This is a genomic window from Actinocorallia populi (assembly GCF_002995495.1).
In the GTDB taxonomy this organism is placed as follows: Bacteria; Actinomycetota; Actinomycetes; order Streptosporangiales; family Streptosporangiaceae; genus Actinocorallia; species Actinocorallia populi.
Genome location: NZ_PVZV01000004.1, coordinates 594,964 through 615,017 on the forward strand (window position 1 = coordinate 594,964; position 20,054 = coordinate 615,017).

Genomic DNA, 20,054 nt, shown 5'->3' on the forward strand with positions numbered 1-20,054 from the left:
TGAGCGCTTATGGCCATGGTAGGCGGCTTCCGTCCCGAGGTGAAGAGGGTGTGGAATGATCGGGTGCTGCCCCCTTACCCCTTCTCCGCCGTCGTCGGCCTGGAAGACCTGAAGCTCGCCCTGCTCGTCAACGCGGTCTCCCCGTCCATCGGCGGAGTGCTCGTCCAGGGGGAGACCGGGACCGCCAAGTCCACCCTCGTCCGCGGGCTGGTCGGCCTGCTGCCGCCGGTTCCGGTGGCGCCCGGCTGCCTCTTCTCCTGCGACCCCGCGGCCCCCGACCCCGAGTGCCTGAACGGGCCGCACGACCGCAGCGCCGTCCTGCGCCCCACCAGGCTGGTCGAGCTGCCCGCCGGGGTGACGGAGGAACAGCTGACCGGCGTCCTCAACGAGGACGGGGCCTACGAGCCGGGGCTGCTGGCCGCCGCCCATCGCGGCGTGCTGTACGTCGAGGACGTGGATCTGCCCTGCGGACCCGCGGCGGTCCTGCTTCTGGAAGCCGCCGTGACGGGCAGGGTACGCGTCGAGCGCCGCGGGCTGTCTCTCCGCCACTTCTCCGAGTTCCTGCTGGTCGGTACGGGCGGTCCGTGGCGGATGGGACGGGACGCGTGGCTGTGCGACAGGTTCGGGCTGGCGGCGAAGGCGGTCGCCATCCACGATCCGAGGGAGCGGGCCGAGGCGGTGCGGCGCAGACTGGACTACGAGCGCGACCCCGCGGGGTTCGCCGCCTCCTTCGCGGGAGCCGAGGCCGAGCTGAGCGCCAGGATCGCGGTGGCCCGCGCCCTGCTGCCGGATGTCGTTCTGGGCGACGGCGCACTGCGGGCCGTCGTCGGGGTGTGCACCGGATTCGCCCTGGAAGGACTGCGCGCCGACCTGGTCACGGCGCGCACGGCGATCGCCCTGGCCGCCTGGAACGGCCGGTCCGAAGTGGTCCGCGAGGATGTCGCCAGGGCGGCCAGGCTGGCTCTGCCGCACCGTTGGAAGGAGATCGACCACTACAGCGGCGACCACCCGGACGATGACCCCTTCGAGGACGGTGAGCGGCCTGCCGAGGAGGCCCTCGACGCGACCATAGACGAGATCCTCGGCCGCCACCCCTTCGGCGGAGAGCGGAAGGGCGGGTCTCCCGAGGGAGGCGGACCGGGTCCGGACGAGGCCGATTCCGTCGAAGGGCCACTCGGGACCGGGCAGGTCGCTTAGCTTCGAGGTGTGGGAACCGTCATGGGCGAGGATCTGGAAGAGGACGTCTTCGGGCTGGTCGCGCGGGCTTTCGCCGGGGCGGGTCTGGACGGGGCGGGTGCCGTCGTCGTGTCGGCGCGCGAGGGGGGGTTCCGGCGGGCGGTCAACGTGTGCCGCGCGCATCCGAAGGTGGCGGTGCTGGCGGGGCCCGGGGCGGGTCCGGCGGAGCTGGGGCGTGAGCTGCATCCGCAGACGCCGCGCTCGTTCGTCGTCTGCGAGGACCTCGGCGGGCCGGACGAGAAGGTGGTGCACGTGCGTCCGGCGGAGGCGACGACCCGGCCCTGGCGGCGGCCGCAGGTGGTGATCGTCCATGATCCGCGGTGGCGGGGGGCGCCGTCGGGCTGGCTCGTCTCGGGGCGTCCGGGGCCCGTCGGCTGGGCGCTGCCGGAGGAGGGGTTCCAAAGTCGCGGTCGGGTCCTGGACGCGGGGGCCAGGGCGCTGGTGCTGGCGAGGCTGGGGCCTGGGCTCGGCGACCTCGTCTGGGACATCGGCTCGGGCGGCGGCGCGGTCGGCGTCGAGTGCGCCCGGCTGGGCGCGGCGGTGGTCGCGGTCGACCGGGACGAGGCGGCCTGCGAGCTGGTGCGCCGCAACGTCCGGGCGCACGGGACGAGGCTGGCCGTCGCCCGGGGCGAGGCGCCCCAGGTCCTGGCCCATCTGCCGGATCCGGACGCGGTCTTCGTCGGCGGGGGAGGCCCCGGGGTGGTCGCGGAGTGCGCGCGCCGGTCCCCGCGGTCGATCGTGACGGTCCTGGATGGTCCGCAGAGGCTGGGTGCGGTACGGGAGGCGCTGCGAGACGGGGGCTACCTGGTGGAGGCCGTGCGGCTCTCCGCCGCCGCGGAGGAGGCGGCGGAGCCGGGCGCGGTCCTCGTCGTCTCGGGGACGATACGCTGACCGAGCGTGCGTCTCCGGATGATCCCGGCCTAACGGACATCCGGTGGGGCGCCGGTGGGTCCGGTGGGTCCGGTGGAGGAGGAGACAGGGATGAACGTGCGGCAACCTCACCCGATCGAGGTCGCTTCGTATGAGATCCTGCGCTCCCGCGTGGACCTGTCGCCGATGCCCCCGCTGTGGCGGGCGGTCACCGAACGGGTCGTCCACGCCAGCGCCGACCTCGAGTACGCGGTCGACCTGGTGACCGACGAGCGCTACCTGCGCCAGGGCCTGGAGGCGCTGCGGGCGGGCGCGCCGATCGTCGCCGACGTGCCCCTGGTGGCGGCCGGGATCACCGAGCGGCCCGTGGTCTGCCCGATCGACGACCCCGCCGCGGTGCGCATGGCCAAGGCCGCCGGGATCACCCGGTCGGCCGCGGCGGTCCGGCTGGCCTACTCCGAGGTGGGGCCCGGCGCGGTCTGGGCGGTCGGCAGCGCCGCCAGCGCGCTGGAGGAGATCCTCCTGCGAGGGGTGCGGCCCAGCCTGGTGGTGGGGCTGCCGGTGGGCTTCGTGGGCGCCGGCGAGGCCAAGGCCAAGCTGCGCGGCAGCGGCCTGCCGCAGGTGAGCAACATCAGCGAGAAGGGCGGCGCGACGGTGGCCGCGGCGGCCGTGAACGCACTGCTGTACTACCAGGGCTGACCGTGGACCTCGTACGGCACGATCTCGGTCACCACGGCGACGCCGAAGTCGGCGCGGGCATGGTGGACTTCGCGGTCAACGTCCGGGCCGGGACCCCGCCGGAGTGGCTGGCGGAGCTGGTCCGCGCGTCCGTCGCCGACCTCGCCGCCTACCCCGACCAGCGGCGCGCCCGCGCGGCCGTGGCGCGCAGGCACGGGCGTCCGGTGGCTGAGGTGCTGCTCACCTCGGGCGCGGCCGAGGCGTTCGTGCTGCTGGCGCGGGTGCTGCGCCCGCGCCGCGCGGTGGTCGTCCACCCGCAGTTCACCGAGCCGGAGGCGGCGCTGCGCGCGGCCGGGCACGAGGTGGACAGGGTGGTCCTGGACGGGGACTTCCGGTTCACGGCGAGCGCGGTGCCCGAGGACGCCGACCTCGTCATGATCGGGAACCCGACGAACCCGACGTCCGTGCTGCATCCGGCGGAGGAGCTGCGCGCGCTGCTGCGCGAGGGGCGGACGGTCGTCGTCGACGAGGCGTTCATGGACTGCGTGCCGGGCGAGCCGGAGAGCCTGGCGCACGACGCGCGCCTGGTGGTGCTGCGCAGCCTGACCAAGACGTGGGGGCTGGCCGGGCTGCGGGCCGGTTACGTGCTGGGGCCCGCGGGGCTCGTCGCCGAGCTGGAGCGGGCCCAGCCGCTGTGGGCGGTCTCCACCCCGGCGCTGGCGGCGATCGAGGCGACCGCGACGGACCGGGCGCTCGCCGAGGCGGACGCCTGGGCGGGGGAGCTGGCGCTCGAGCGGACCCGGCTCGAAGAGGGGCTGCGCGCTCTGGGCCTGCACGTGGTTCCGGCCGCCAGGGCCTCGTTCCTGCTGGTCAGGGCCGGCATCGGGACCAGGGAGGCGCTGCGGGAGCGGGGGATCGCGGTCCGCCGCGGCGACACCTTCCCCGGGCTGGGTCCCGAGTGGATCAGGGTCGCGGTGCGGGACGCGGCGTCCACCGCGCTGCTCACCACGGCACTTCACAGCTTGTCGGTTTCTTCCGACATCGTCACGATCTCCGGCTGAAAGCCCTTGGTGGTAGGGCCTGCTTTCCGGGACGAGTACCTTTGTCACAGCAGTTGTCGAGTCCGTTGCTGCAGATGGGATAGCCCTCCGGTGCCGCCGTATCTTCTGGGTCTTCGTCTGTCAGGGCGCCGGGTCGTCGTCGTGGGCGGCGGCCGTGTCGCCCAACGGCGGGTGCCCACCCTCCTGGCCGCGGGAGCGGTGGTCGAACTGATCACCCCCGAGATCACCCCCTCGCTGGAGGACCTGCTCGACCAGCTCGTCTGGCACCGCAGGGCCTACCGCCCCGGCGACCTCGAAGGCGCCTGGCTGGTCCAGGCCTGTGCCGACGACCCCGCCGTCAACGCCGCCGTCGCCGCCGAGGCCGAGGAGTCGCGGATCTGGTGCGTGCGCGCCGACGACGCGCACGCCTCCGCGGCCTGGACCCCGGCCACCGGGCAGGTCGGCGAGACCAGCGTCGGCGTGCTCAGCGGCGGCGACCCCCGCCGGTCCGCGAGCATCCGCGACGCCGTCGTCGAGGGGCTGGGCGACGCCACCTTCGCCGCCCGCCACTCCCGGAGCAAGCCCGTCGGGGTGGCGCTGGTCGGCGGCGGCCCCGGCGACCCCGGCCTGATCACCGTCAAGGGCCGGCGGCTGCTGGCCCAGGCCGACGTGGTCGTCACCGACCGGCTCGGCCCCCGCAACCTGCTCGACGAGCTGTCCCCGGACGTCGAGGTGATCGACGCCGCCAAGATCCCCTACGGGCGGGCGCTGCACCAGGACCGCATCAACGAGCTGCTGGTCGAACACGCCAAGCGCGGCAGGTTCGTGGTCCGGCTCAAGGGCGGCGACAACTTCGTCTTCGGCCGGGGCGGCGAGGAGGCGCTGTACTGCGCGTCCCACGGCGTGCCGGTGACGGTCGTCCCCGGGATCACCAGCTCCATCGCCGCGCCCGCCGCCGCGGGCATCCCCGTCACCCACCGGGGCGTGGCGCAGGAGTTCCACGTGGTCTCCGCGCACGTACCCCCGGGACACGCCGATTCCACCGTCGACTGGGAGGTTCTCGCCCGCAACGGCGGAACTCTGGTGCTGATGATGGCCGTCGAGCGAATGCGTCTGATAGCCGACGCCCTCATGCGCTATGGTCGGGCGACTGACACTCCCGTAGCGGTCGTCCAGGACGGCACCCTTCCGGGGCAGCGGACGCTCGTCGCCTCGCTCGGCACCGTGGCGGACGAGATGGCGGCCCGCGGGGTGCGGCCACCGGCGATCGTGATCGTCGGGGACGTCGTGCGCGTGGCGGAAGAGATCGGCAACTTGACGGCGGATATAGGGCGGGATCCGTGACATCCCCGGCGGACCAGAGCGCGGTGCGCGGCGAGACCACGTCCGCGCCGGGTGAGGCCTCGGCCCCCCTGGGCCGGGTCCTCGTCGAACTGCGCGACCAGATCGACGCGCTGCGCTTCACCCTCGACGTACCGGGCGCGGACGAGGCGGTGCTGGCCGCCAGGGAGATCCGCGACCAGCTGGAGGACTACGTCCTGCCGCGGGTCAGGCAGGCCGCCACCCCGCTGCTGGCCGTGCTCGGCGGGTCCACCGGCGCAGGCAAGTCCACCCTGGTCAACTCGCTCGTGGGCTCCCGCGTCTCGGGCACCGGCGTGCTGCGGCCCACCACGTCCAGCCCCATCCTGGTGTGCAACCCCGAGGACTTCGACTGGTTCATGGGCGCCGACGGCAGGCCCCCCGGCGTGCTGCCGACCATGGGCCGGGTCGAGGGGCCCGCGCCCGACGCCGTCGTCGGCGACCAGCTCGTGGTCATCCGCACCGAGGCGGTGCCGCGCGGCCTCGCGCTGCTCGACAGCCCCGACTTCGACTCCCTCTTCGACGACCACTACGAGTTCGCGACCAAGCTCATGGCCGCCGCCGACCTGTGGATCTGCGTCACCACCGCCGCCCGGTACGCCGACGCCCAGGTGTGGCGGATGCTGGAGCGCGCCCGCGAACAGGGTGCCAGCCTCGGCGTCGTGCTCTCCCGGGTGCAGCCGGGGCCCGGCGAGGAGATCGCCGGGCACTTCACCGAGATGCTCACCGAGCGGGACTTCGGCGAAGTGCCCAGATTCGACATCCCCGAGACCACCGTCGTGGACTCCCGGCTGCCCGAGGAGACGATCTCCGGCATCCGCGCCTGGCTGCTGGAGCTCGCCGAGAACGCCGAGGCCCGCGACGAGGTGATCGTCGAGACGCTCGGCGGGGTGCTCGACAGCTTCCGCACCCGCATCCCGCAGCTGGCCAAGCGGGTCGAGGAGCAGGTCGACCGCCGCGACAGGCTGGCCCGCGACGCCGAATCCGCCTACTCCACCGCGCTGGCCGAACTCGACGAGGCCACCCGCAACGGCTCCCTGCTGCAGGGCGAGGTGCTCGCCCGCTGGCAGGACTTCGCCGGCACGGGCGACCTCCTGCGCGCCCTGCACCTGCGGCGCGGCCGTGCCACCGCGCCCAAGGGCTCCGCGCGGCGGCGCCGCTCCGCCCCCCGCGTCCACGCCCTGAAGGCCGCGCTGCGCTCGGCCCTGGAGGCGCTCATCCTGGCCGCCGCCGAGCAGGGCGCCGAGCAGGCGGTCCAGCGCTGGCAGTCCGACGCGCCGGGCCGCTTCGTGCTCGGCGACCTCGCCGACCAGCTCGGCCACGTCTCGCCCGAACTGCCCCGGCGCATCACCCGCGCGGTCAGCGCCTGGCAGGACCGCGTCCTGGAGCTGATCCGCACCGAAGGGGTGGTCAAGCGCTCCCTCGCCCGTGTCGTCTCCTTCGACGACGAGGCGCTGTCGGTCGTCCTCATGGTCGGCATCCTGGGCTACGGCACCAGCGACGTCGTCGTCGAGGGCGGCACCAGCGCCGTCCCCCAGCGCCTGCTGAAGTCCCTCTTCGGCGCCGAGTCGCTGCGCGGCATGAGCTCCAAGGCCAAGGCCGACCTGCGCAAACGCGTCACCATGCTGCTCGACGAGGAGAGCCTGCGCTTCAGCCAGGCGATCGACCAGGTCGACATCCCCGACGAGAGTCTCGCCGTCGCCCTCTACCAGGCCACGTACAACCTCGAGGTCGCCCGATGACCCACCGGAACGAGGACGGAACCCCTCCCCGCGGAGAGGACCCCCTCGCCCTGGCCACATCCGCTCCCGCCACCGAGGACACTCCCCTGACCAGCGGAGACCCCGAAACCCCGCCTTCGGACGGCAGCCGCCCGCCTTCCGAGGAAGACCCGCTCACCTCTCCCTCCTTCCGCCTTCGCCCGCTCCCGTCCAACCCCCAGGACGGCCCGCCGACCGGCGGAGAGCCCGGGGAGGACGTCACGGACACGACTGAGGAAGACCCGCTGACCAGCGGCGGCTTCCGCCGGTCGCCTTCCCCGCCGAGCGGCCATGTGCCTTCGTCCTTCCGCGGCGGGTTCTCCGCCGAGCCGGGGGACGATCCGTTGACGAGCGGCGAGTTCGGCGCCCCCGCGGACGAGCCCGAGGAAGACCCGCTGACCGGCGGGAGCTTTCGCCGTTCATCCCTCCCGGGAGAGGACCCGTACGGCTCGCCGAACCTCCGGCTGGGCCGGCCCTCCACCTGGGGGAGGAAGGACCCGTTGACGAGCGGCGAGTTCGACGCGGTCGCCACGCCTTCGGAGAACGGTTTTCGCGGCCGGGAGTCCGAGGAGGAGATCCGCGACGAGAAGGGCCTCCGCTGGGCGTCCTTCTCCGAGGTGGCGGGGGACGGCTTGCTCGCCGCGCCCGACCTCTGGGAGAGGGGCTCCGGCGAGGAGGAGCGGGACGACCCGCTGACCAGCGGGGAGTTCGGATGGCGGGCGGCCCGGGAAGGGGCCGCCGCCGAGGTGCCGCGCCCCCGGCGGGCCAGGGATCCCGAGGACGACCCGCTGACCTCCGCGGAGTTCCGGGTGCCGCGGTCGGCCGAGCTGGAGGCGATGCGGGCCGAGGCCTCCGCGGCGGCGGCCGCGGAGAAGGCCGCCGACGACGAGGCCGCCGTCGGGCCGGAGCACGACGATGACGTCGAGCCCGTCGAAGCCGTGGAAGCGGTCGAGGACGGCGAGAAGCCCGCGGAGCCCGAGGACGCCGGAGCCGGAGAGGACCGGCGGGACGGGGTCGAAGACGACGCGGCCGAGGACGAACTGGAGATCGCCGAGGTGCCCGAGGCACCGGTGGCGGAACCGGAGGAGACCGCGGAGCCGGAGCCCGTGGAACGGGCCGGGGACGTGGAGTTCGGCGCGCGGCTGGCGGCGCTGGGGCGGCTGGTGGAGCTGGCCGAGGGCCGGCTGGACGAGGAGCTGGTCGCCGACGCCGCGGCACTGCTGGAACGGGCCGGGGAGCGGATGCGGCTGTCCGGCGAGCACACCGTCGTCGCCCTGGCGGGCGGCACGGGCAGCGGCAAGTCGTCGCTGTTCAACGCGGTCTGCGGGCTGGAGCTGTCGCCCAGCGGCATGCGGCGGCCGATGACGTCCTCCGCCCATGTCTGCGTCTGGGGCCACGACGGCGCCGGGCCGCTGCTGGACTGGCTGGAGATCGACAAGCAGTACAGGTACGCACGGGCCGGGGCACCCGCGCGCAAGGGCGCGGAAGGGGAGAACTCCCTCGAGGGGCTCGTCCTGATCGACCTGCCCGACCACGACTCGATCCAGGCGGTCCACCGGGCCGAGGTGGACCGCTTCGTCGGTGTCGCCGACCTCCTGGTGTGGGTCGTCGACCCGCAGAAGTACGCGGACGCCGCCCTGCACCGCGACTACATCGTCCCGTTCGCCCAGCACGCCTCGGTCACGCTGATCGTCCTCAACCAGGTCGACCGGCTCCAGCCCGCGGAGGTCGACGACTGCGTGAGCGACCTGCGGCGGCTGCTGGAGTCCGAGGGCCTGGCCGCGCCGCACATCATCACCACCTCCGCGGTCACCGAGGGCGGCGTGGACGGGCTGCGCGAGGTGCTGGCCGCGGCCGTCGCCGCCGGGAACGCCCGCGCCGAACGGCTCGGAGCCGACCTGGACAAGGTCGTCGAGCGCTTCGCCGAGCTGGCCGAGGGCGGTCCCGTCCCGGTCGAGATCGACGAGGAGCGGGCCGAGGGCCTGGTGGACGCGCTGACCGTCGCGGCCGGGGCGCCCGCCGTGGCCGAGGCGATGGAGAGCGCCTACGAGCTGCGCGCCGCCGGATACGTCGGCTGGCCGTTCGCCCGCTGGGCGGCGCGGCTGCGGCGCGACCCGCTGCGCATGATCAGGCTGACCGGGCTCCGCGACGAGCTGCGCGGTGCTTTCAGCGGCCCGATGGGCGCCCAGCAGGGCGAGGTGGACAACGCGCTGCACGGCATCACCGACGGCGTGGCCGCCGACGTCCCCGACCCGTGGCGGCGCGCCCTGCGCGCGGCGTCCCGGGCGCACGCCGCCGAGCTGCCCGACGCGCTGGGCGAGTCCCTGCGGGAGATCCTCCCCTCGTTCGACCAGGTGCCCCGCTGGTGGTGGCTGGTGCGGACCTGGCAGCTGCTGCTGGTGGGCTGCGCGGCTCTGGGAGTGCTCTGGACGGCGCTGGTGGTGGTCTACGGGGCCCTCGGCCTCGCCGAACCGCCCGCCGAACTGCTGGGCGACACCGGCATCCTGCCCTGGGTGCTCATCCTGACGGCCTGCCTGTTCGGCATGGGCGCGCTCACCGCCGCCGCCTGCCGCAACATGGTCGCCCTCTCGGCCGCCAGGCACGGCGAGAAGATCAAGAGCACGATGCGCGAGGGCATAGCCAGAGTCGGCGACGAGAAGGTCCTCGCCCCCGTCGCGGCCGAGCTCAGCGCCCTCGCCGACTTCCGCTCCGCCGTGGCCGACGCCCGCCGCTGACCCACCCTCCCGGCCCGCCCCGATCCGTCGGCGGCGGGCCGCCCCGTCCCCGCCCCCCGAAGAACACGCGCCGCCCCGCAGACGATCCACAGAAGAGCACCCGCCCGGCGTCGCACCGCCTGCGGCCGAGCGTGTGGTGGGGCGCATCAGGTGGTCTAGGAGAGAAGACGTGCCGGTGGCGTGTCGCCGATGGGCGCCGGACAATCCACAGAATGTGGTTCGGTCGGCCGTGGGGGAGGGCGGGGCGGGAGGCTGGGTGGTGGACGGGGTTCGAGGGGAACCCCCGGCTTCCGAGGGGGAGCGTATGGACGAGGCGTTGACGACGCTGGTCGGATGGGTGGCGGCGCGGCCGCTCTACACGGTGACCAGGAGCGGAGTGCCCTTCCTGTCTTTACGAGCCGGGGTGACCCCGCGGCGCTTCAACCGCGGGAGTGGGCTGTGGGAGGACTGCGAGCCGACGTTCTTCGCGGTGAGCTGCTGGCGCTCGCTGGCGGAGAACGCCAACGCCTCGGACCTGGTCCCCGGCACCCCGATCATCGCGCACGGGCGGTTGCGGGTCCGCGAGTACGAGCAGGGCGGTGAGCGCCGGTTCACCGTCGAGCTGGAGGCGGTCGCCCTCGGCCCCGACCTCACCCGGGGGAAGGCCGTCTTCCAGCGCATCACCAAGGGCGGCGTCCTGACCATCGAGGACCGCGCCGAGGCGGCCACCCTGTCCGACCGCGCCGCGGGCCTGAGCCTGACGCCCGGCGCCCCTGCCTTCCCGGCCGGGGGAGCGGACGCCTCCCCGGCCGGGGGAGCGGACGAGATCGGTTCCGAGGAGGAAGAGGACGTGGCGGAAGAAGGCAGGGAGGAGGCCGCCTGACGGGGTCCCGCCGGTCCGGGCCGGCGGGACCTCTCGCCCGGGAGCGGAGCCGGGCGAGCCGGTTGTCGCACGGTGTGCCGGAACACATGCGACGGGCTCAAGAAAGCTACTGCTTTCCGCCCCGGGACGCACAGGTTGCAACTATCGTGTTACCTAACGTGATAGGCGGCCCGAGTGGGGGAAGCATGACGGCAGTGCACCAGTCAGCCGCCGACGAGCATCGTCATGAGGGCGAGCCGGGGCGCGGACACGCCCGGTCCTCCCTGCTGGCCCAGCCGCTGCCCCTGGTGGCCTATGTGCTGATCGTGGTGATCGCCTATCTGGCGTCGGCGGTCTGGCAGCTGTCCGTCACCGAGTACCGCCTGCGGGACGTCTCGACCTTCCTGGCGCTCGCCCTGTGCGGGGCGGTCTGCATCGAGACCTCGCGCCGCCTGGGCATGCCCGCGGGCGTGGCCCGTGACCTGCTGTCGGCCTGGTGGCTGCCGGTGGCGCTGCTGCTGCCGCCGGTCTACGCCCTGCTGATCCCGCTGCCGCTGCAGCTGTTGTCGCACTACCGGGTGCGCCGGACCCTGGCCTACCGGCGGGTCCTGGTGACCTCCGCGACCGCCCTGTCGGGCCTGGCCGCCTCGCTCGTCTTCCACCGGGCGGTGGCCGAACCGCTGGCGGGCGGCTCGGCATGGGTGATCGAGGACCAGCGGATGCTGCTGGCCGCGCTGGGCTGCGCGGTGCTCTTCACCGTGCTCAACACCGTGCTGATCGGCATCGCGATCCGCGCCGTGCACGAGGGCCGCTGGCGGGACGCACTGTGGACCAGGGAGACCCTGCTGCTCGACGTGGTCGAGCTGTGCCTGGGCCTGCTGATCATGATCAACTGCGTGATCTCGCCGGCCCTCCTGCTGGTGGTGCTGCCTCCGGTGGTGCTGCTCCAGCGCAGCCTCATGCACCAGCAGCTCCAGGCCGCGGCCCGCACCGACGCCAAGACCGGCCTGCTCAACGCGGGCGCCTGGCAGCGCGAGGCCGACATCGAACTCTCCCGCGCCGAACGCTCCCACGAGGCGCTGGCCATCCTCCTGCTCGACATCGACTACTTCAAACGGGTCAACGACACCCACGGCCACCTGGTCGGCGACCAGGTCCTGGCCAGCGTCGCCGGCACCCTCTGCCTCCAGCTGCGGGACTACGACATCGTCGGGCGCTTCGGCGGCGAGGAGTTCGCCGTCCTGCTGCCCGGCGCCGACACCGTCGAGGCCTGCCGCGTCGCCGAACGCCTCCGCGCCCGCGTCCGCCGCCTCGCCGTCCCCACCGAGGACACCACCGTCTCGGTCACCATCTCCATCGGCGTGGCCCTGTACCGCACCCACGGCCAGGACCTCATCGAACTCCTCGCCTCCGCCGACCTGGCCCTCTACCGCGCCAAGCAGTCCGGCCGCGACCGCGTCTGCCTCCCCGCCGTCCGCAAGTCCAGCTGACCCGACGCCCCGGCCGCCCGCCCGGCCAAGCCCTCACCAGGCTTCCGGTCTCCGCTGATCTCGCCCTTTACCGCATCGAGCAGCCCGGTCGTGATCGTGTCCGCCCGTCGTCTGATCTCGCCTTCTACCGCGTCGAGCAGCCCGGTCGCGGTCGTGCCCGCCCGCCGTCCGCGAATCCAAGATCGAGGGGGTCAGGGTGCCGTCGCCAGGGCGGCGGGACTTTCGTGTGGTGCTGGAGGGGCGCCGTCCAGGTCGGTATCGTTTTGGTATGACGACGTTGAGTCTCCGGTTGCCGGATGAGGTTCACGCCAGGCTGGTGGCCGTCGCGGAGGCCGAGCACATCTCGCTCAACGCCGCCCTGGTGCAGGCCGCGGAGCAGTGGATCGCGCAGCGGGCGCGGCAGGCGGTCTTCACCGCGGCGGTGGACAAGGTCTTCGAGGAGGACGCCGCGCTCTTCCGCCGGCTGGCCGACACATGATCCACCTGACCGCCGAGCAGCTCATCGCGATCAACGCCCGGCACCTGGGCGGGACCGCCGCCGTCCGCGACGCGGGGCTCGCCGCCTCGGCGGCCGCCCGCCCGGCCACCGTGGCCTTCGGGGAGGAGGCCTACCCGACGCTGGCGGAGAAGGCGGCGGCCCTCCTGCACTCGGTGCTCTGCAACCACCCGTTCGTCGATGGCAACAAGCGGACGGGATGGGCGGCCTGCCGTACGTTCCTGCTGATGAACGGGGCGGACTCGGAGCTCGGCCACGACGAGGTGTTCGATCTGGTGCTCGGGACCGCGGGGGCCTGTTCGCGGACCGAGATCGCAGGGCTCGCGCGGGTGCTGCGGGTCACCGTCCGGCGGGGGTGAGGGAAGGGGCGCCTCGCGGGCGGCGTGGGCAAGAGGTCCGAGCCAATAGGCTAGGAGCATGGCCGAGTACATCTATACGATGCAGCGTGTGCGCAAGGCGCACGGCGACAAGGTGGTTCTGGACAATGTCACGCTGAGCTTCCTGCCCGGGGCGAAGATCGGCGTGGTGGGACCCAACGGCACCGGCAAGTCGACGCTCCTGCGGATGATGGCCGGCCTGGAGCAGCCGTCCAACGGCGACGCGAAGCTGATGCCCGGGTTCAGTGTCGGGATGCTCCAGCAGGAGCCCCCGCTGAACGAGAGCAAGACGGTCCTGGAGAACGTCCAGGAGGGCGTCGCCGAGACCATGGCCATGCTCGCGCGGTTCAACGAGATCGCCGAGCAGATGGCCACCGACTACAGCGACGATCTCCTGGAGGAGATGGGCAAGCTGCAGGAGCAGCTCGACCACCGCAACGCCTGGGACCTGGACTCCCAGCTCGACCAGGCGATGGACGCGCTGCGCTGCCCGGCGCCCGAGCTGCCCGTCACCCAGCTGTCCGGTGGTGAGCGCCGCCGCGTCGCGTTGTGCAAGCTGCTGCTGGAGGCGCCCGACCTGCTGCTGCTGGACGAGCCCACCAACCACCTGGACGCCGAGTCGGTGAACTGGCTCGAGTCCTACCTGGAGAAGTACGCCGGGACGGTCCTGGCCGTCACCCACGACCGCTACTTCCTGGACAACGTCGCGGGCTGGATCCTGGAGCTGGACCGCGGCCGCTGCCACGTCTACGAGGGCAACTACTCGACCTACCTGCAGAAGAAGGCCGAGCGCCTCAAGGTCGAGGGCAACAAGGACGTCAAGCGCAAGAAGCGCCTGGAGGACGAGCTGGAGTGGGTCCGCTCCAACGCCAAGGCCCGCCAGACCAAGAGCAAGGCCCGGCTGCAGCGGTACGAGGAGATGGCTTCCGAGGCCGCCAAGACCCGCAAGCTGGACTTCGAGGAGATCCAGATCCCGCCGGGCCCGCGCCTGGGCGGCACGGTGATCGTCGCCGAGGACCTCACCAAGGGCTTCGGCGACCGCCTGCTGATGGACAAGCTCTCCTTCAACCTCCCGCCGAACGGGATCGTGGGTGTGATCGGCCCGAACGGCGTCGGCAAGACGACGCTGTTCCGGATGATCACCGGTGAGCAGCAGCCCGACGAGGGCAAGCTGCGCATCGGCGAGACCGTGCAGATCTCCTACGTCGACCAGGGCCGCGGCGGCATCGACCCGCAGGCCAACGTGTGGCAGGTCGTCTCCGACGGGCTCGACCACATCAAGGTCGGCCAGGTCGAGATGCCGTCCCGCGCCTACATCGCGGCGTTCGGCTTCAAGGGCCCCGACCAGCAGAAGAAGGCCGGGGTGCTCTCCGGCGGCGAGCGCAACCGCCTCAACCTGGCGCTCACCCTCAAGCAGGGCGGCAACGTGCTGCTGCTGGACGAGCCGACCAACGACCTGGACGTCGAGACGCTGTCGTCGCTGGAGAACGCGCTGCTGGAGTTCCCCGGCTGCGCCGTGATCACCTCGCACGACCGCTGGTTCCTCGACCGCATCGCCACCCACATCCTGGCGTGGGAGGGCGAGTCGAACTGGTTCTGGTTCGAGGGCAACTTCGCCGACTACGAGAAGAACAAGATCCAGCGGCTGGGCGCCGACGCGGCACGTCCGCACCGGGTGACCTACCGCAAGCTCACCCGCTGATCCACGGTCTTCCAGCCGTCCCGTCAGGCCCGCGACACCCGTCGCGGGCCTGACGGCTTTCCGGGGGACCCCGCGGATCCCTGTAGCATGCGAGGCGCCCGACATTTCCCCCACGACCCCCGAGGCGAGGACATGGAAGACACCGCGACGCTCCACCGGCTGGAGGACACCGGGTACCGCCACGTCTACGAGTTCCACGTCAGGTTCGGGGACATCGACTCCCAGATGCACGTGAACAACGTGAAGTTCCTGGGTTATCTGGAGGACGCCCGGCTGGCGATGTTCCACGCCGACCCCGTCCGGGCGGGCCTGGAGCCGGTGCGGGGCATGGTCGTCTCCCGGCACGAGATCGACTACAAGGTGCCGCTGTCCGGTGTGATCCACCCCATCCGGGTCGAGACCTGGGTGACCGAGCTGCGGGCCGCCTCCTTCAAGCTCGCCTACGAGGTGCGCGACGCGGACAACCTCTACGCCACCGCCACCTCGACCCTCGTCGCCTTCGACGTCGAGAGCGCCCGCCTGCGCCGCTACACCCCCCAGGAGCGCGCGTACATCGCCCGCTTCCTCAAGCCCGCCGACGCCTGACCCCCTCCGCCCGGCCCGCGGGTTCTCGGGCGGACTCTCGCCGCAGGCCCTGGGATGCCTTGATCGGAGGAGGTACCGTAGGCGTCCTCAGCGCTCCCGGGGAGGCATCTTGCGCCGTATGTTGTTGACCGTCCTGATGGCCTGCGGAATGGTGACGGGGGCGGCGACCCAGGCGAGTGCCGGCATCACCTGCGTTCCCGTCAAGGCGCCCAAGGCCTGCGAGGGCGTCGAACGGTGCGAGTGGGGCGGCGACCCGGACGCGGTCTGGGTGGAGGTCAAGGGCGGCACGCGCAAGCTGGCGCTCTCCCGGGCGGCGGAGGTCCGGGCCAACGTCAAGGCCGCCAAGGTCAAACCGCGGACGCTCAGCATCCAGGCCCGCTACGGCAAGAAGAACCGGATCGCGCTCTCCAAGGGCTACCGGCTCAAGGGCAAACACTGGTACTTCTCGTACAAGAAGAACTGCTGGTACGTGAGATGACGACCGGCCCCGCCCTGCGGGGCCGACCGTGCGTTCCGCTCAGGGGGCGTCGGTCCAGTGCTCGCGCAGGTCGTGGTAGACCGGCTCGCCGACCTCGAGTCCCATGAGTTCGTCCATCACCCCCCTGAGCCTCTCCGGCGGCTCCTTGGACTCGTTCTCCCGCGCCTCCGGCTCGGAGGTGAAGTAGGTGAACTGGGTGTAGGCGTCCCCTGCCGGGTGGATCGCCAGGACGGCCCCCAGCAGGTCGGGCCGCCACTCCCGCATGTCGCCCTCCATGCGGTGCATGAGGGCGGTGACCTTGTCGGGGTCGCGCAGCCGCCCCTGCATCACCTGGACGAACCCGGCATCGGGGAAGAAGTCCGTCTTCCCCTCGGGAAAGACCTCCCCCCGCTCGCAGTCGTGGAAGGCGACCTCGCCGCTGAAGTACTTGGCGGTCTCCATCCACCACTGGTGCTGCTCGGGCCGTTCGCTGTTGCGCCGGGCCTCGGCCGCCGACGCGAAGCAGGCCGAGGCGAAGAAGGTGTCGTCCCCGGTGATCCCGGCCGTTCCGCCGAGCCAGCCCTCAGCGCCCGGAGCCAGGTCCCTCTGCCACTGCTCGAAGGCCTCCCGCATCGCCGCGGGGTCGGTCACATGCCCCTGGATGATCTGGATGAACATCGCGCTCTCCTCGTCGAGAAGCGAATCCGTGCTCTTCGGTCATGTCCTCAGCCAGACCGCACCACCTCCCGCGATACGCCCCTCCGCCGACGGCCCGCTGGCCAGCAGGACGTCGCCCTGGAACTCCACGGGCTCGTCCCCGAAGTTGACCGCGCAGACGAGATCACCCCGCCGGAAGGCCAGCACCCCGGGGTCGGGCCACTCCTGCCATTCCAGGGTAGGCGGCAGGGCCGCGCGCAGGGTCCGCCGCAGGGCAAGAGCGCGTCGATAGAAGGAGAGCATCGACGCCGGGTCGCCCTCCTGTGCCTCGACCGTCAGCGGCCCCCAGTCGGCGGGCTGGGGCAGCCAGGGCTTGCCGGAGGTGAAGCCGTAGGGCGCCTGCGTGCCCGACCAGGGCAGCGGCACCCGGCAGCCGTCCCGGCCCATGCCCTTGCCCTGGAAGAAGATCGGGTCCTGGCGCGCCTCGTCGGGCAGGTCGAAGACCTCCGGCAGGCCCAGCTCCTCGCCCTGGTAGAGGTAGGCCGAGCCGGGCAGCGCCAGGATGAGCATCAGCGCCGCGCGGGAGCGCTCCTCGGTGCCGTACCGGCTGCGGTGCCTGATCACGTCGTGGTTGGACAGCACCCAGGTGGGGGCCTGTCCGTTGGGGGAGTCCAGGCAGGTCCCGATGATCTCCCGGAACGCCCGGGCCGACCAGGGCGCCAGCAGCAGGTGGAACTGGAACGCCTGGTGCAGCTCGTCCGGCCGGACGTACAGGGCCAGCGCCTCGGGCGACTCCGTCCACACCTCCCCGACGGCCATGTGTTCGCCGGGGTAGGAGTCGAGGATGGACCGCCACTGCCGGTAGATCTCGTGCACCTCGGGCCGCCCGTACATGGGGCTGCCCGGGGCGTGGGTGCCCAGCGCGCCCAGGTCCGGCAGGTCGGGGTGCTTGAACAGCCCGGCGGCCACGTCGATGCGGAACCCGTCGACGCCGCGGTCCAGCCAGAACCGCAGGACGTCCTCGAACTCCGCGCGGACCTCGGGGTCGTGCCAGTTGAGGTCCGGCTGCTCGGGGGTGTACAGGTGCAGGTACCAGGAGCCGTCGGGGGTGCGGCTCCAGGCGGGGCCGCCGAAGTTGGACTGCCAGTCGTTGGGCACGTCCGCGCAGTCCCGGAAGTGGTAGCGGCCGCGGCCCCTGCCGGTGCGCACGGCCTCGGAGAACCAGGGGTGGGCCGAGGAGGTGTGGTTGGGGACGATGTCGATGATGATCCGCAGGCCGAGCCGGTGGGCGTCGGCGACGAGGTCGTCGAAGTCGGCCAGCGTGCCGAAGCGGGGGTCGACGTCGCGGTAGTCGGCCACGTCGTAGCCGCCGTCGGCCAGGGGCGAGGTGTAGAAGGGCGTCAGCCACAGGGCGTCGACGCCCAGCTCGGACAGGTACGGGAGGCGGTGGCGCAGCCCTTCGAGGTCGCCTTCCCCGTCGCCCGAGGCGTCGGAGAAACTGCGCGGGTAGACCTCGTAGACAACGGCGTCGCGCCACCAGGGGGTCGGAGTCGTCATGCAGGACGATCTACCCGCTCAGCCCTCGGAGTTCACCAGGCTGTGCGCCGCGCGGAAGAGGTAGTCCCAGAGCATCGCGGCGGCCTGCGGCGGGATGTCCAGTTCGTCCACCGCGTCGCGCATATGGCGCAACCACGCGTCCCGTTCGCGCTCTCCGATGGTGAACGGGACGTGCCGCATCCGCAGCCGGGGGTGGCCGCGCCGGTCGTTGTAGGTGGTGGGACCGCCCCAGTACTGCATGAGGAAGAGGCGCAGCCGTTCCTCCGCGGGGCCGAGGTCCTCCTCGGGGTACATCGGGCGCAGGACGGGGTCGTCGGCCACGCCCTGGTAGAACCGGTGGACCAGCCGACGGAAGGTCTCCTCGCCGCCCACAGCCTCGTAAAAGCTCACCTCTTGGTTCATCGGACCAAGCCTATGCCAGGCTGCCCAGCATCACGCCCGCTTCGTCGAAGGCCCGCTTCACCCGGGCCCGCAGCTCCCTGGTGACCTTGTGCTGCTGGTTGGGCGCCGTCTTGATCGTGATCCGGACGACCACCGCGTCGTTGGTGAGCGCCTGAACGCCCCACACGGACGGCTCCTCCAGGATCATCTCCTCCCACTCGGGGTCGGCGACCAGCCCGTCCGCCGTCTCCTGCAGCAGCCTGCGGATCTCGTCGACGTCCTGGTCGGCGGCGACGGGCACGTCCAGCAGGGCGCGGCCCCAGTTCTGGGACTCGTTGCCCAGCCGGGTGATCTCGCCGTTGCGCACGTACCAGACCACCCCGTTGACGTCCCGCAGCCGCGTGATGCGCAGGGTGACCGCCTCGACGGTGCCCTTGGCCGAGCCGGTGTCGACCACGTCGCCCACCCCGTACTGGTCCTCCAGCAGCATGAACAGGCCGGCCAGCAGATCCTTGATCGTGTTCTGCGCGCCGAAGGCGACCGCGGCGCCGACCACGGTGGCACCGGTGAGGATGGGGGTGAGGTTCAGCCCGACCTCGCCCAGCACGGTGAACAGCGCCACACCGTAGATCACCACGGAGGCGATGCTGCGCAGCACCGAGCTCAGCGTCTCCATGCGCTGCCTGCGCCGCTCGCGCATGAGCACGGTGGAGGCGCCCTCGTCCCTGGCGCGGCCCCGTCCGGGCATGGTGCCCGTGGCGATCCGCCCGGTGATCCGGGTGATCAGCCGGTGGAGGTAGTACCGGATCACCATCGCGGCGAGGAAGGCCATGACGGCCCAGATCAACGCGGTGACCAGCCCGTCCAGCCAGTTGTGGAAGAAGCGGGTGAAGTCCTCGCTGCGGGAGAGGTTCCAGGCCGTCCGGCACGCCACGCTGGGCCGGGGGTCGCAGAGGTCGTCGGGTACGGGTTGGCTGATGGAGAACAGCAGAGACCCTCCCCGGGTCGGCCGGCGGTGTCCGCCGAGGTCGTGCGACTTGGTACGGGTCAGATCGTAAGGGACGGACACGATCGGGTCGTACATGTCGCCACGGCAGAACCACCTGGCGGCCCGGGGAGGGCCTGGGCGCGCACCCGGCCCCCTCCGGTGTGAACGGGTGTGCGCCGGGGAGGGTCCGCCGGCCGTCGGGTGGTGTGGGGCCGCGGACCTGAAGGGGTGTTCGGGCGGGTTCCGCGGAGGCGTCGGCCTCCGCGCCTGGTGCCGGGCTCCCGCGGAACCCGCCCGGGTCTAGACGGTCTTCGGCTCCAGGACGCGGGCCACCTTGCGGGCGGCCGCGTCCGGGTCGTCGACCTTGTGCAGGCGCTCGCCCCAGCTCCACCAGAAGTAGTGTTCGGCGGATTCGGGGACGGGCGCGCAGGTGACGTTCTCGGTCAGGCTGGCGGCGTCGGGATTGACCACCCGGAGGAAGACCGGTCCTGAGCGGGCCTGCACCACCCGTGCCACCAGACCGCGTGCGTCCAGGGCGTGGACCAGCTCCTCGAGGTAGGCGATCCGCTCGTTACCGGCCACCTGTAACCCCCTCGGAACTCGGTTGCGAAAGTTTCGTCATCGGCTGCTGCCAGCAGAGAATTGCAAGCTCCGGGAGACGGGTCAAGACCGCGTCTCCGGGCCCGGGACGAGCTTCTTACGCCTGCGTGGAACGTTCTTCCTCCCGGGTGCCACATTCCTGGGCTGCAGGGGGGTTTGTTGCTCCCGTTGCGGTGCGGATTCTTGGTAGACGGTTGGCCGGGGGCGATACGCAGGGTTACGTTGTGGGCGCTGTAGCAAGGAAT

At 72.3% G+C, this 20,054-nt stretch carries 19 protein-coding genes; 14 read left to right on the forward strand and 5 right to left on the reverse strand.

The annotated features are described in order from the left end of the window. Positions 1-9: 9 nt before the first annotated feature. The 14 genes from C2865_RS39490 (at position 10) to C2865_RS19595 (ending at position 15,647) form a co-directional block, all read left to right on the forward strand. A complete protein-coding gene (locus tag C2865_RS39490) occupies positions 10-1,197 on the forward strand; it encodes a magnesium chelatase ATPase subunit I (protein WP_232835703.1) in 1,188 nt (395 codons plus the stop codon). Between the two features lie 9 nt (positions 1,198-1,206). After that, entirely contained in the window at positions 1,207-2,127 is a 921-nt protein-coding gene (locus tag C2865_RS41465) for a methyltransferase (protein ID WP_269802730.1), read from the forward strand. A gap of 90 nt (positions 2,128-2,217) precedes the next feature. Next, on the forward strand, positions 2,218-2,805 hold the full coding sequence (locus C2865_RS19540) for a precorrin-8X methylmutase (protein ID WP_106399909.1): 588 nt from the start codon (positions 2,218-2,220) through the stop codon (positions 2,803-2,805). A 2-nt stretch (positions 2,806-2,807) separates the two neighbouring features. Further along, positions 2,808-3,845: an Rv2231c family histidinol phosphate aminotransferase CobC gene (cobC, locus tag C2865_RS19545; protein WP_269802731.1), complete on the forward strand. Its 1,038-nt coding sequence runs from the start codon at positions 2,808-2,810 to the stop codon at positions 3,843-3,845. A gap of 90 nt (positions 3,846-3,935) precedes the next feature. Continuing rightward, a complete protein-coding gene (cobA, locus tag C2865_RS19550; RefSeq protein WP_198653431.1) occupies positions 3,936-5,168 on the forward strand; it encodes a uroporphyrinogen-III C-methyltransferase in 1,233 nt (410 codons plus the stop codon). Continuing rightward, positions 5,165-6,925, forward strand: coding sequence for a GTPase family protein (locus C2865_RS19555; protein WP_110554882.1), 1,761 nt, complete (start codon positions 5,165-5,167; stop codon positions 6,923-6,925). Before cobA ends, C2865_RS19555 begins: the two co-directional genes overlap by 4 nt. Beyond that, a complete protein-coding gene (locus C2865_RS40845) occupies positions 6,922-9,678 on the forward strand; it encodes a P-loop NTPase family protein (protein ID WP_232835704.1) in 2,757 nt (918 codons plus the stop codon). Before C2865_RS19555 ends, C2865_RS40845 begins: the two co-directional genes overlap by 4 nt. A 304-nt stretch (positions 9,679-9,982) precedes the next feature. Then, the gene (locus C2865_RS19565; RefSeq protein ID WP_106399910.1) at positions 9,983-10,540 is read left to right on the forward strand and encodes a single-stranded DNA-binding protein; all 558 of its coding nucleotides are present in this window, start codon (positions 9,983-9,985) and stop codon (positions 10,538-10,540) included. Between the two features lie 185 nt (positions 10,541-10,725). Continuing rightward, positions 10,726-12,009, forward strand: a complete 1,284-nt coding sequence (locus C2865_RS19570; RefSeq protein WP_106399911.1) for a GGDEF domain-containing protein — start codon at positions 10,726-10,728, stop codon at positions 12,007-12,009. A 268-nt stretch (positions 12,010-12,277) separates the two neighbouring features. Continuing rightward, positions 12,278-12,487 carry a toxin-antitoxin system HicB family antitoxin gene (locus C2865_RS19575; RefSeq protein WP_106399912.1) on the forward strand — a complete coding sequence of 70 codons (210 nt, stop codon included), beginning with the start codon at positions 12,278-12,280 and terminating at the stop codon, positions 12,485-12,487. Then, the gene (locus tag C2865_RS19580) at positions 12,484-12,864 is read left to right on the forward strand and encodes a type II toxin-antitoxin system death-on-curing family toxin (RefSeq protein WP_106399913.1); all 381 of its coding nucleotides are present in this window, start codon (positions 12,484-12,486) and stop codon (positions 12,862-12,864) included. Before C2865_RS19575 ends, C2865_RS19580 begins: the two co-directional genes overlap by 4 nt. Positions 12,865-12,922: 58 nt before the next feature. Further along, the gene (gene ettA / locus C2865_RS19585; protein ID WP_106399914.1) at positions 12,923-14,584 is read left to right on the forward strand and encodes an energy-dependent translational throttle protein EttA; all 1,662 of its coding nucleotides are present in this window, start codon (positions 12,923-12,925) and stop codon (positions 14,582-14,584) included. A gap of 132 nt (positions 14,585-14,716) precedes the next feature. Next, positions 14,717-15,169 (forward strand): acyl-CoA thioesterase, encoded by a 453-nt coding sequence (locus C2865_RS19590; RefSeq protein ID WP_106399915.1) that lies wholly within the window; start codon positions 14,717-14,719, stop codon positions 15,167-15,169. A 118-nt stretch (positions 15,170-15,287) separates the two neighbouring features. After that, positions 15,288-15,647 (forward strand): hypothetical protein, encoded by a 360-nt coding sequence (locus C2865_RS19595; protein ID WP_106399916.1) that lies wholly within the window; start codon positions 15,288-15,290, stop codon positions 15,645-15,647. Positions 15,648-15,686: 39 nt separating this feature from the next. On the opposite strand, the gene C2865_RS19600 is transcribed toward C2865_RS19595, so the two are convergent. The 5 genes from C2865_RS19600 to C2865_RS19620 all read right to left on the reverse strand — a co-directional run bounded on the left by C2865_RS19600 (position 15,687) and on the right by C2865_RS19620 (position 19,791). Then, positions 15,687-16,304: a hypothetical protein gene (locus C2865_RS19600; RefSeq protein ID WP_106399917.1), complete on the reverse strand. Its 618-nt coding sequence runs from the start codon at positions 16,302-16,304 to the stop codon at positions 15,687-15,689. A gap of 39 nt (positions 16,305-16,343) precedes the next feature. Then, entirely contained in the window at positions 16,344-17,840 is a 1,497-nt protein-coding gene (locus C2865_RS19605; RefSeq protein ID WP_106399918.1) for a glycoside hydrolase family 13 protein, read from the reverse strand. An 18-nt stretch (positions 17,841-17,858) separates the two neighbouring features. Then, positions 17,859-18,242: a globin gene (locus C2865_RS19610; RefSeq protein ID WP_198653432.1), complete on the reverse strand. Its 384-nt coding sequence runs from the start codon at positions 18,240-18,242 to the stop codon at positions 17,859-17,861. Between the two features lie 10 nt (positions 18,243-18,252). Next, positions 18,253-19,305 carry a mechanosensitive ion channel family protein gene (locus C2865_RS19615; RefSeq protein ID WP_106399920.1) on the reverse strand — a complete coding sequence of 351 codons (1,053 nt, stop codon included), beginning with the start codon at positions 19,303-19,305 and terminating at the stop codon, positions 18,253-18,255. Between the two features lie 204 nt (positions 19,306-19,509). Continuing rightward, the gene (locus C2865_RS19620; protein ID WP_106399921.1) at positions 19,510-19,791 is read right to left on the reverse strand and encodes a hypothetical protein; all 282 of its coding nucleotides are present in this window, start codon (positions 19,789-19,791) and stop codon (positions 19,510-19,512) included. Between the last annotated feature and the right edge of the window lie 263 nt (positions 19,792-20,054).

Bases quoted from the DNA above. Each gene is read 5' to 3' on its own strand.
- C2865_RS19595 (WP_106399916.1), top strand. From the start codon at position 15,288: ATGTTGTTGACCGTCCTGATGGCCTGCGGAATGGTGACGGGGGCGGCG.
- C2865_RS39490 (WP_232835703.1), top strand. From the start codon at position 10: ATGGCCATGGTAGGCGGCTTCCGTCCCGAGGTGAAGAGGGTGTGGAAT.
- C2865_RS19575 (WP_106399912.1), top strand. From the start codon at position 12,278: ATGACGACGTTGAGTCTCCGGTTGCCGGATGAGGTTCACGCCAGGCTG.
- C2865_RS19610 (WP_198653432.1), bottom strand. From the start codon at position 18,242: ATGAACCAAGAGGTGAGCTTTTACGAGGCTGTGGGCGGCGAGGAGACC.
- ettA (WP_106399914.1), top strand. From the start codon at position 12,923: ATGGCCGAGTACATCTATACGATGCAGCGTGTGCGCAAGGCGCACGGC.
- C2865_RS19605 (WP_106399918.1), bottom strand. From the start codon at position 17,840: ATGACGACTCCGACCCCCTGGTGGCGCGACGCCGTTGTCTACGAGGTC.
- C2865_RS19540 (WP_106399909.1), top strand. From the start codon at position 2,218: ATGAACGTGCGGCAACCTCACCCGATCGAGGTCGCTTCGTATGAGATC.
- C2865_RS19600 (WP_106399917.1), bottom strand. From the start codon at position 16,304: ATGTTCATCCAGATCATCCAGGGGCATGTGACCGACCCCGCGGCGATG.
- C2865_RS19570 (WP_106399911.1), top strand. From the start codon at position 10,726: ATGACGGCAGTGCACCAGTCAGCCGCCGACGAGCATCGTCATGAGGGC.
- C2865_RS19615 (WP_106399920.1), bottom strand. From the start codon at position 19,305: ATGTACGACCCGATCGTGTCCGTCCCTTACGATCTGACCCGTACCAAG.
- C2865_RS40845 (WP_232835704.1), top strand. From the start codon at position 6,922: ATGACCCACCGGAACGAGGACGGAACCCCTCCCCGCGGAGAGGACCCC.
- C2865_RS19590 (WP_106399915.1), top strand. From the start codon at position 14,717: ATGGAAGACACCGCGACGCTCCACCGGCTGGAGGACACCGGGTACCGC.
- C2865_RS19580 (WP_106399913.1), top strand. From the start codon at position 12,484: ATGATCCACCTGACCGCCGAGCAGCTCATCGCGATCAACGCCCGGCAC.
- C2865_RS19565 (WP_106399910.1), top strand. From the start codon at position 9,983: ATGGACGAGGCGTTGACGACGCTGGTCGGATGGGTGGCGGCGCGGCCG.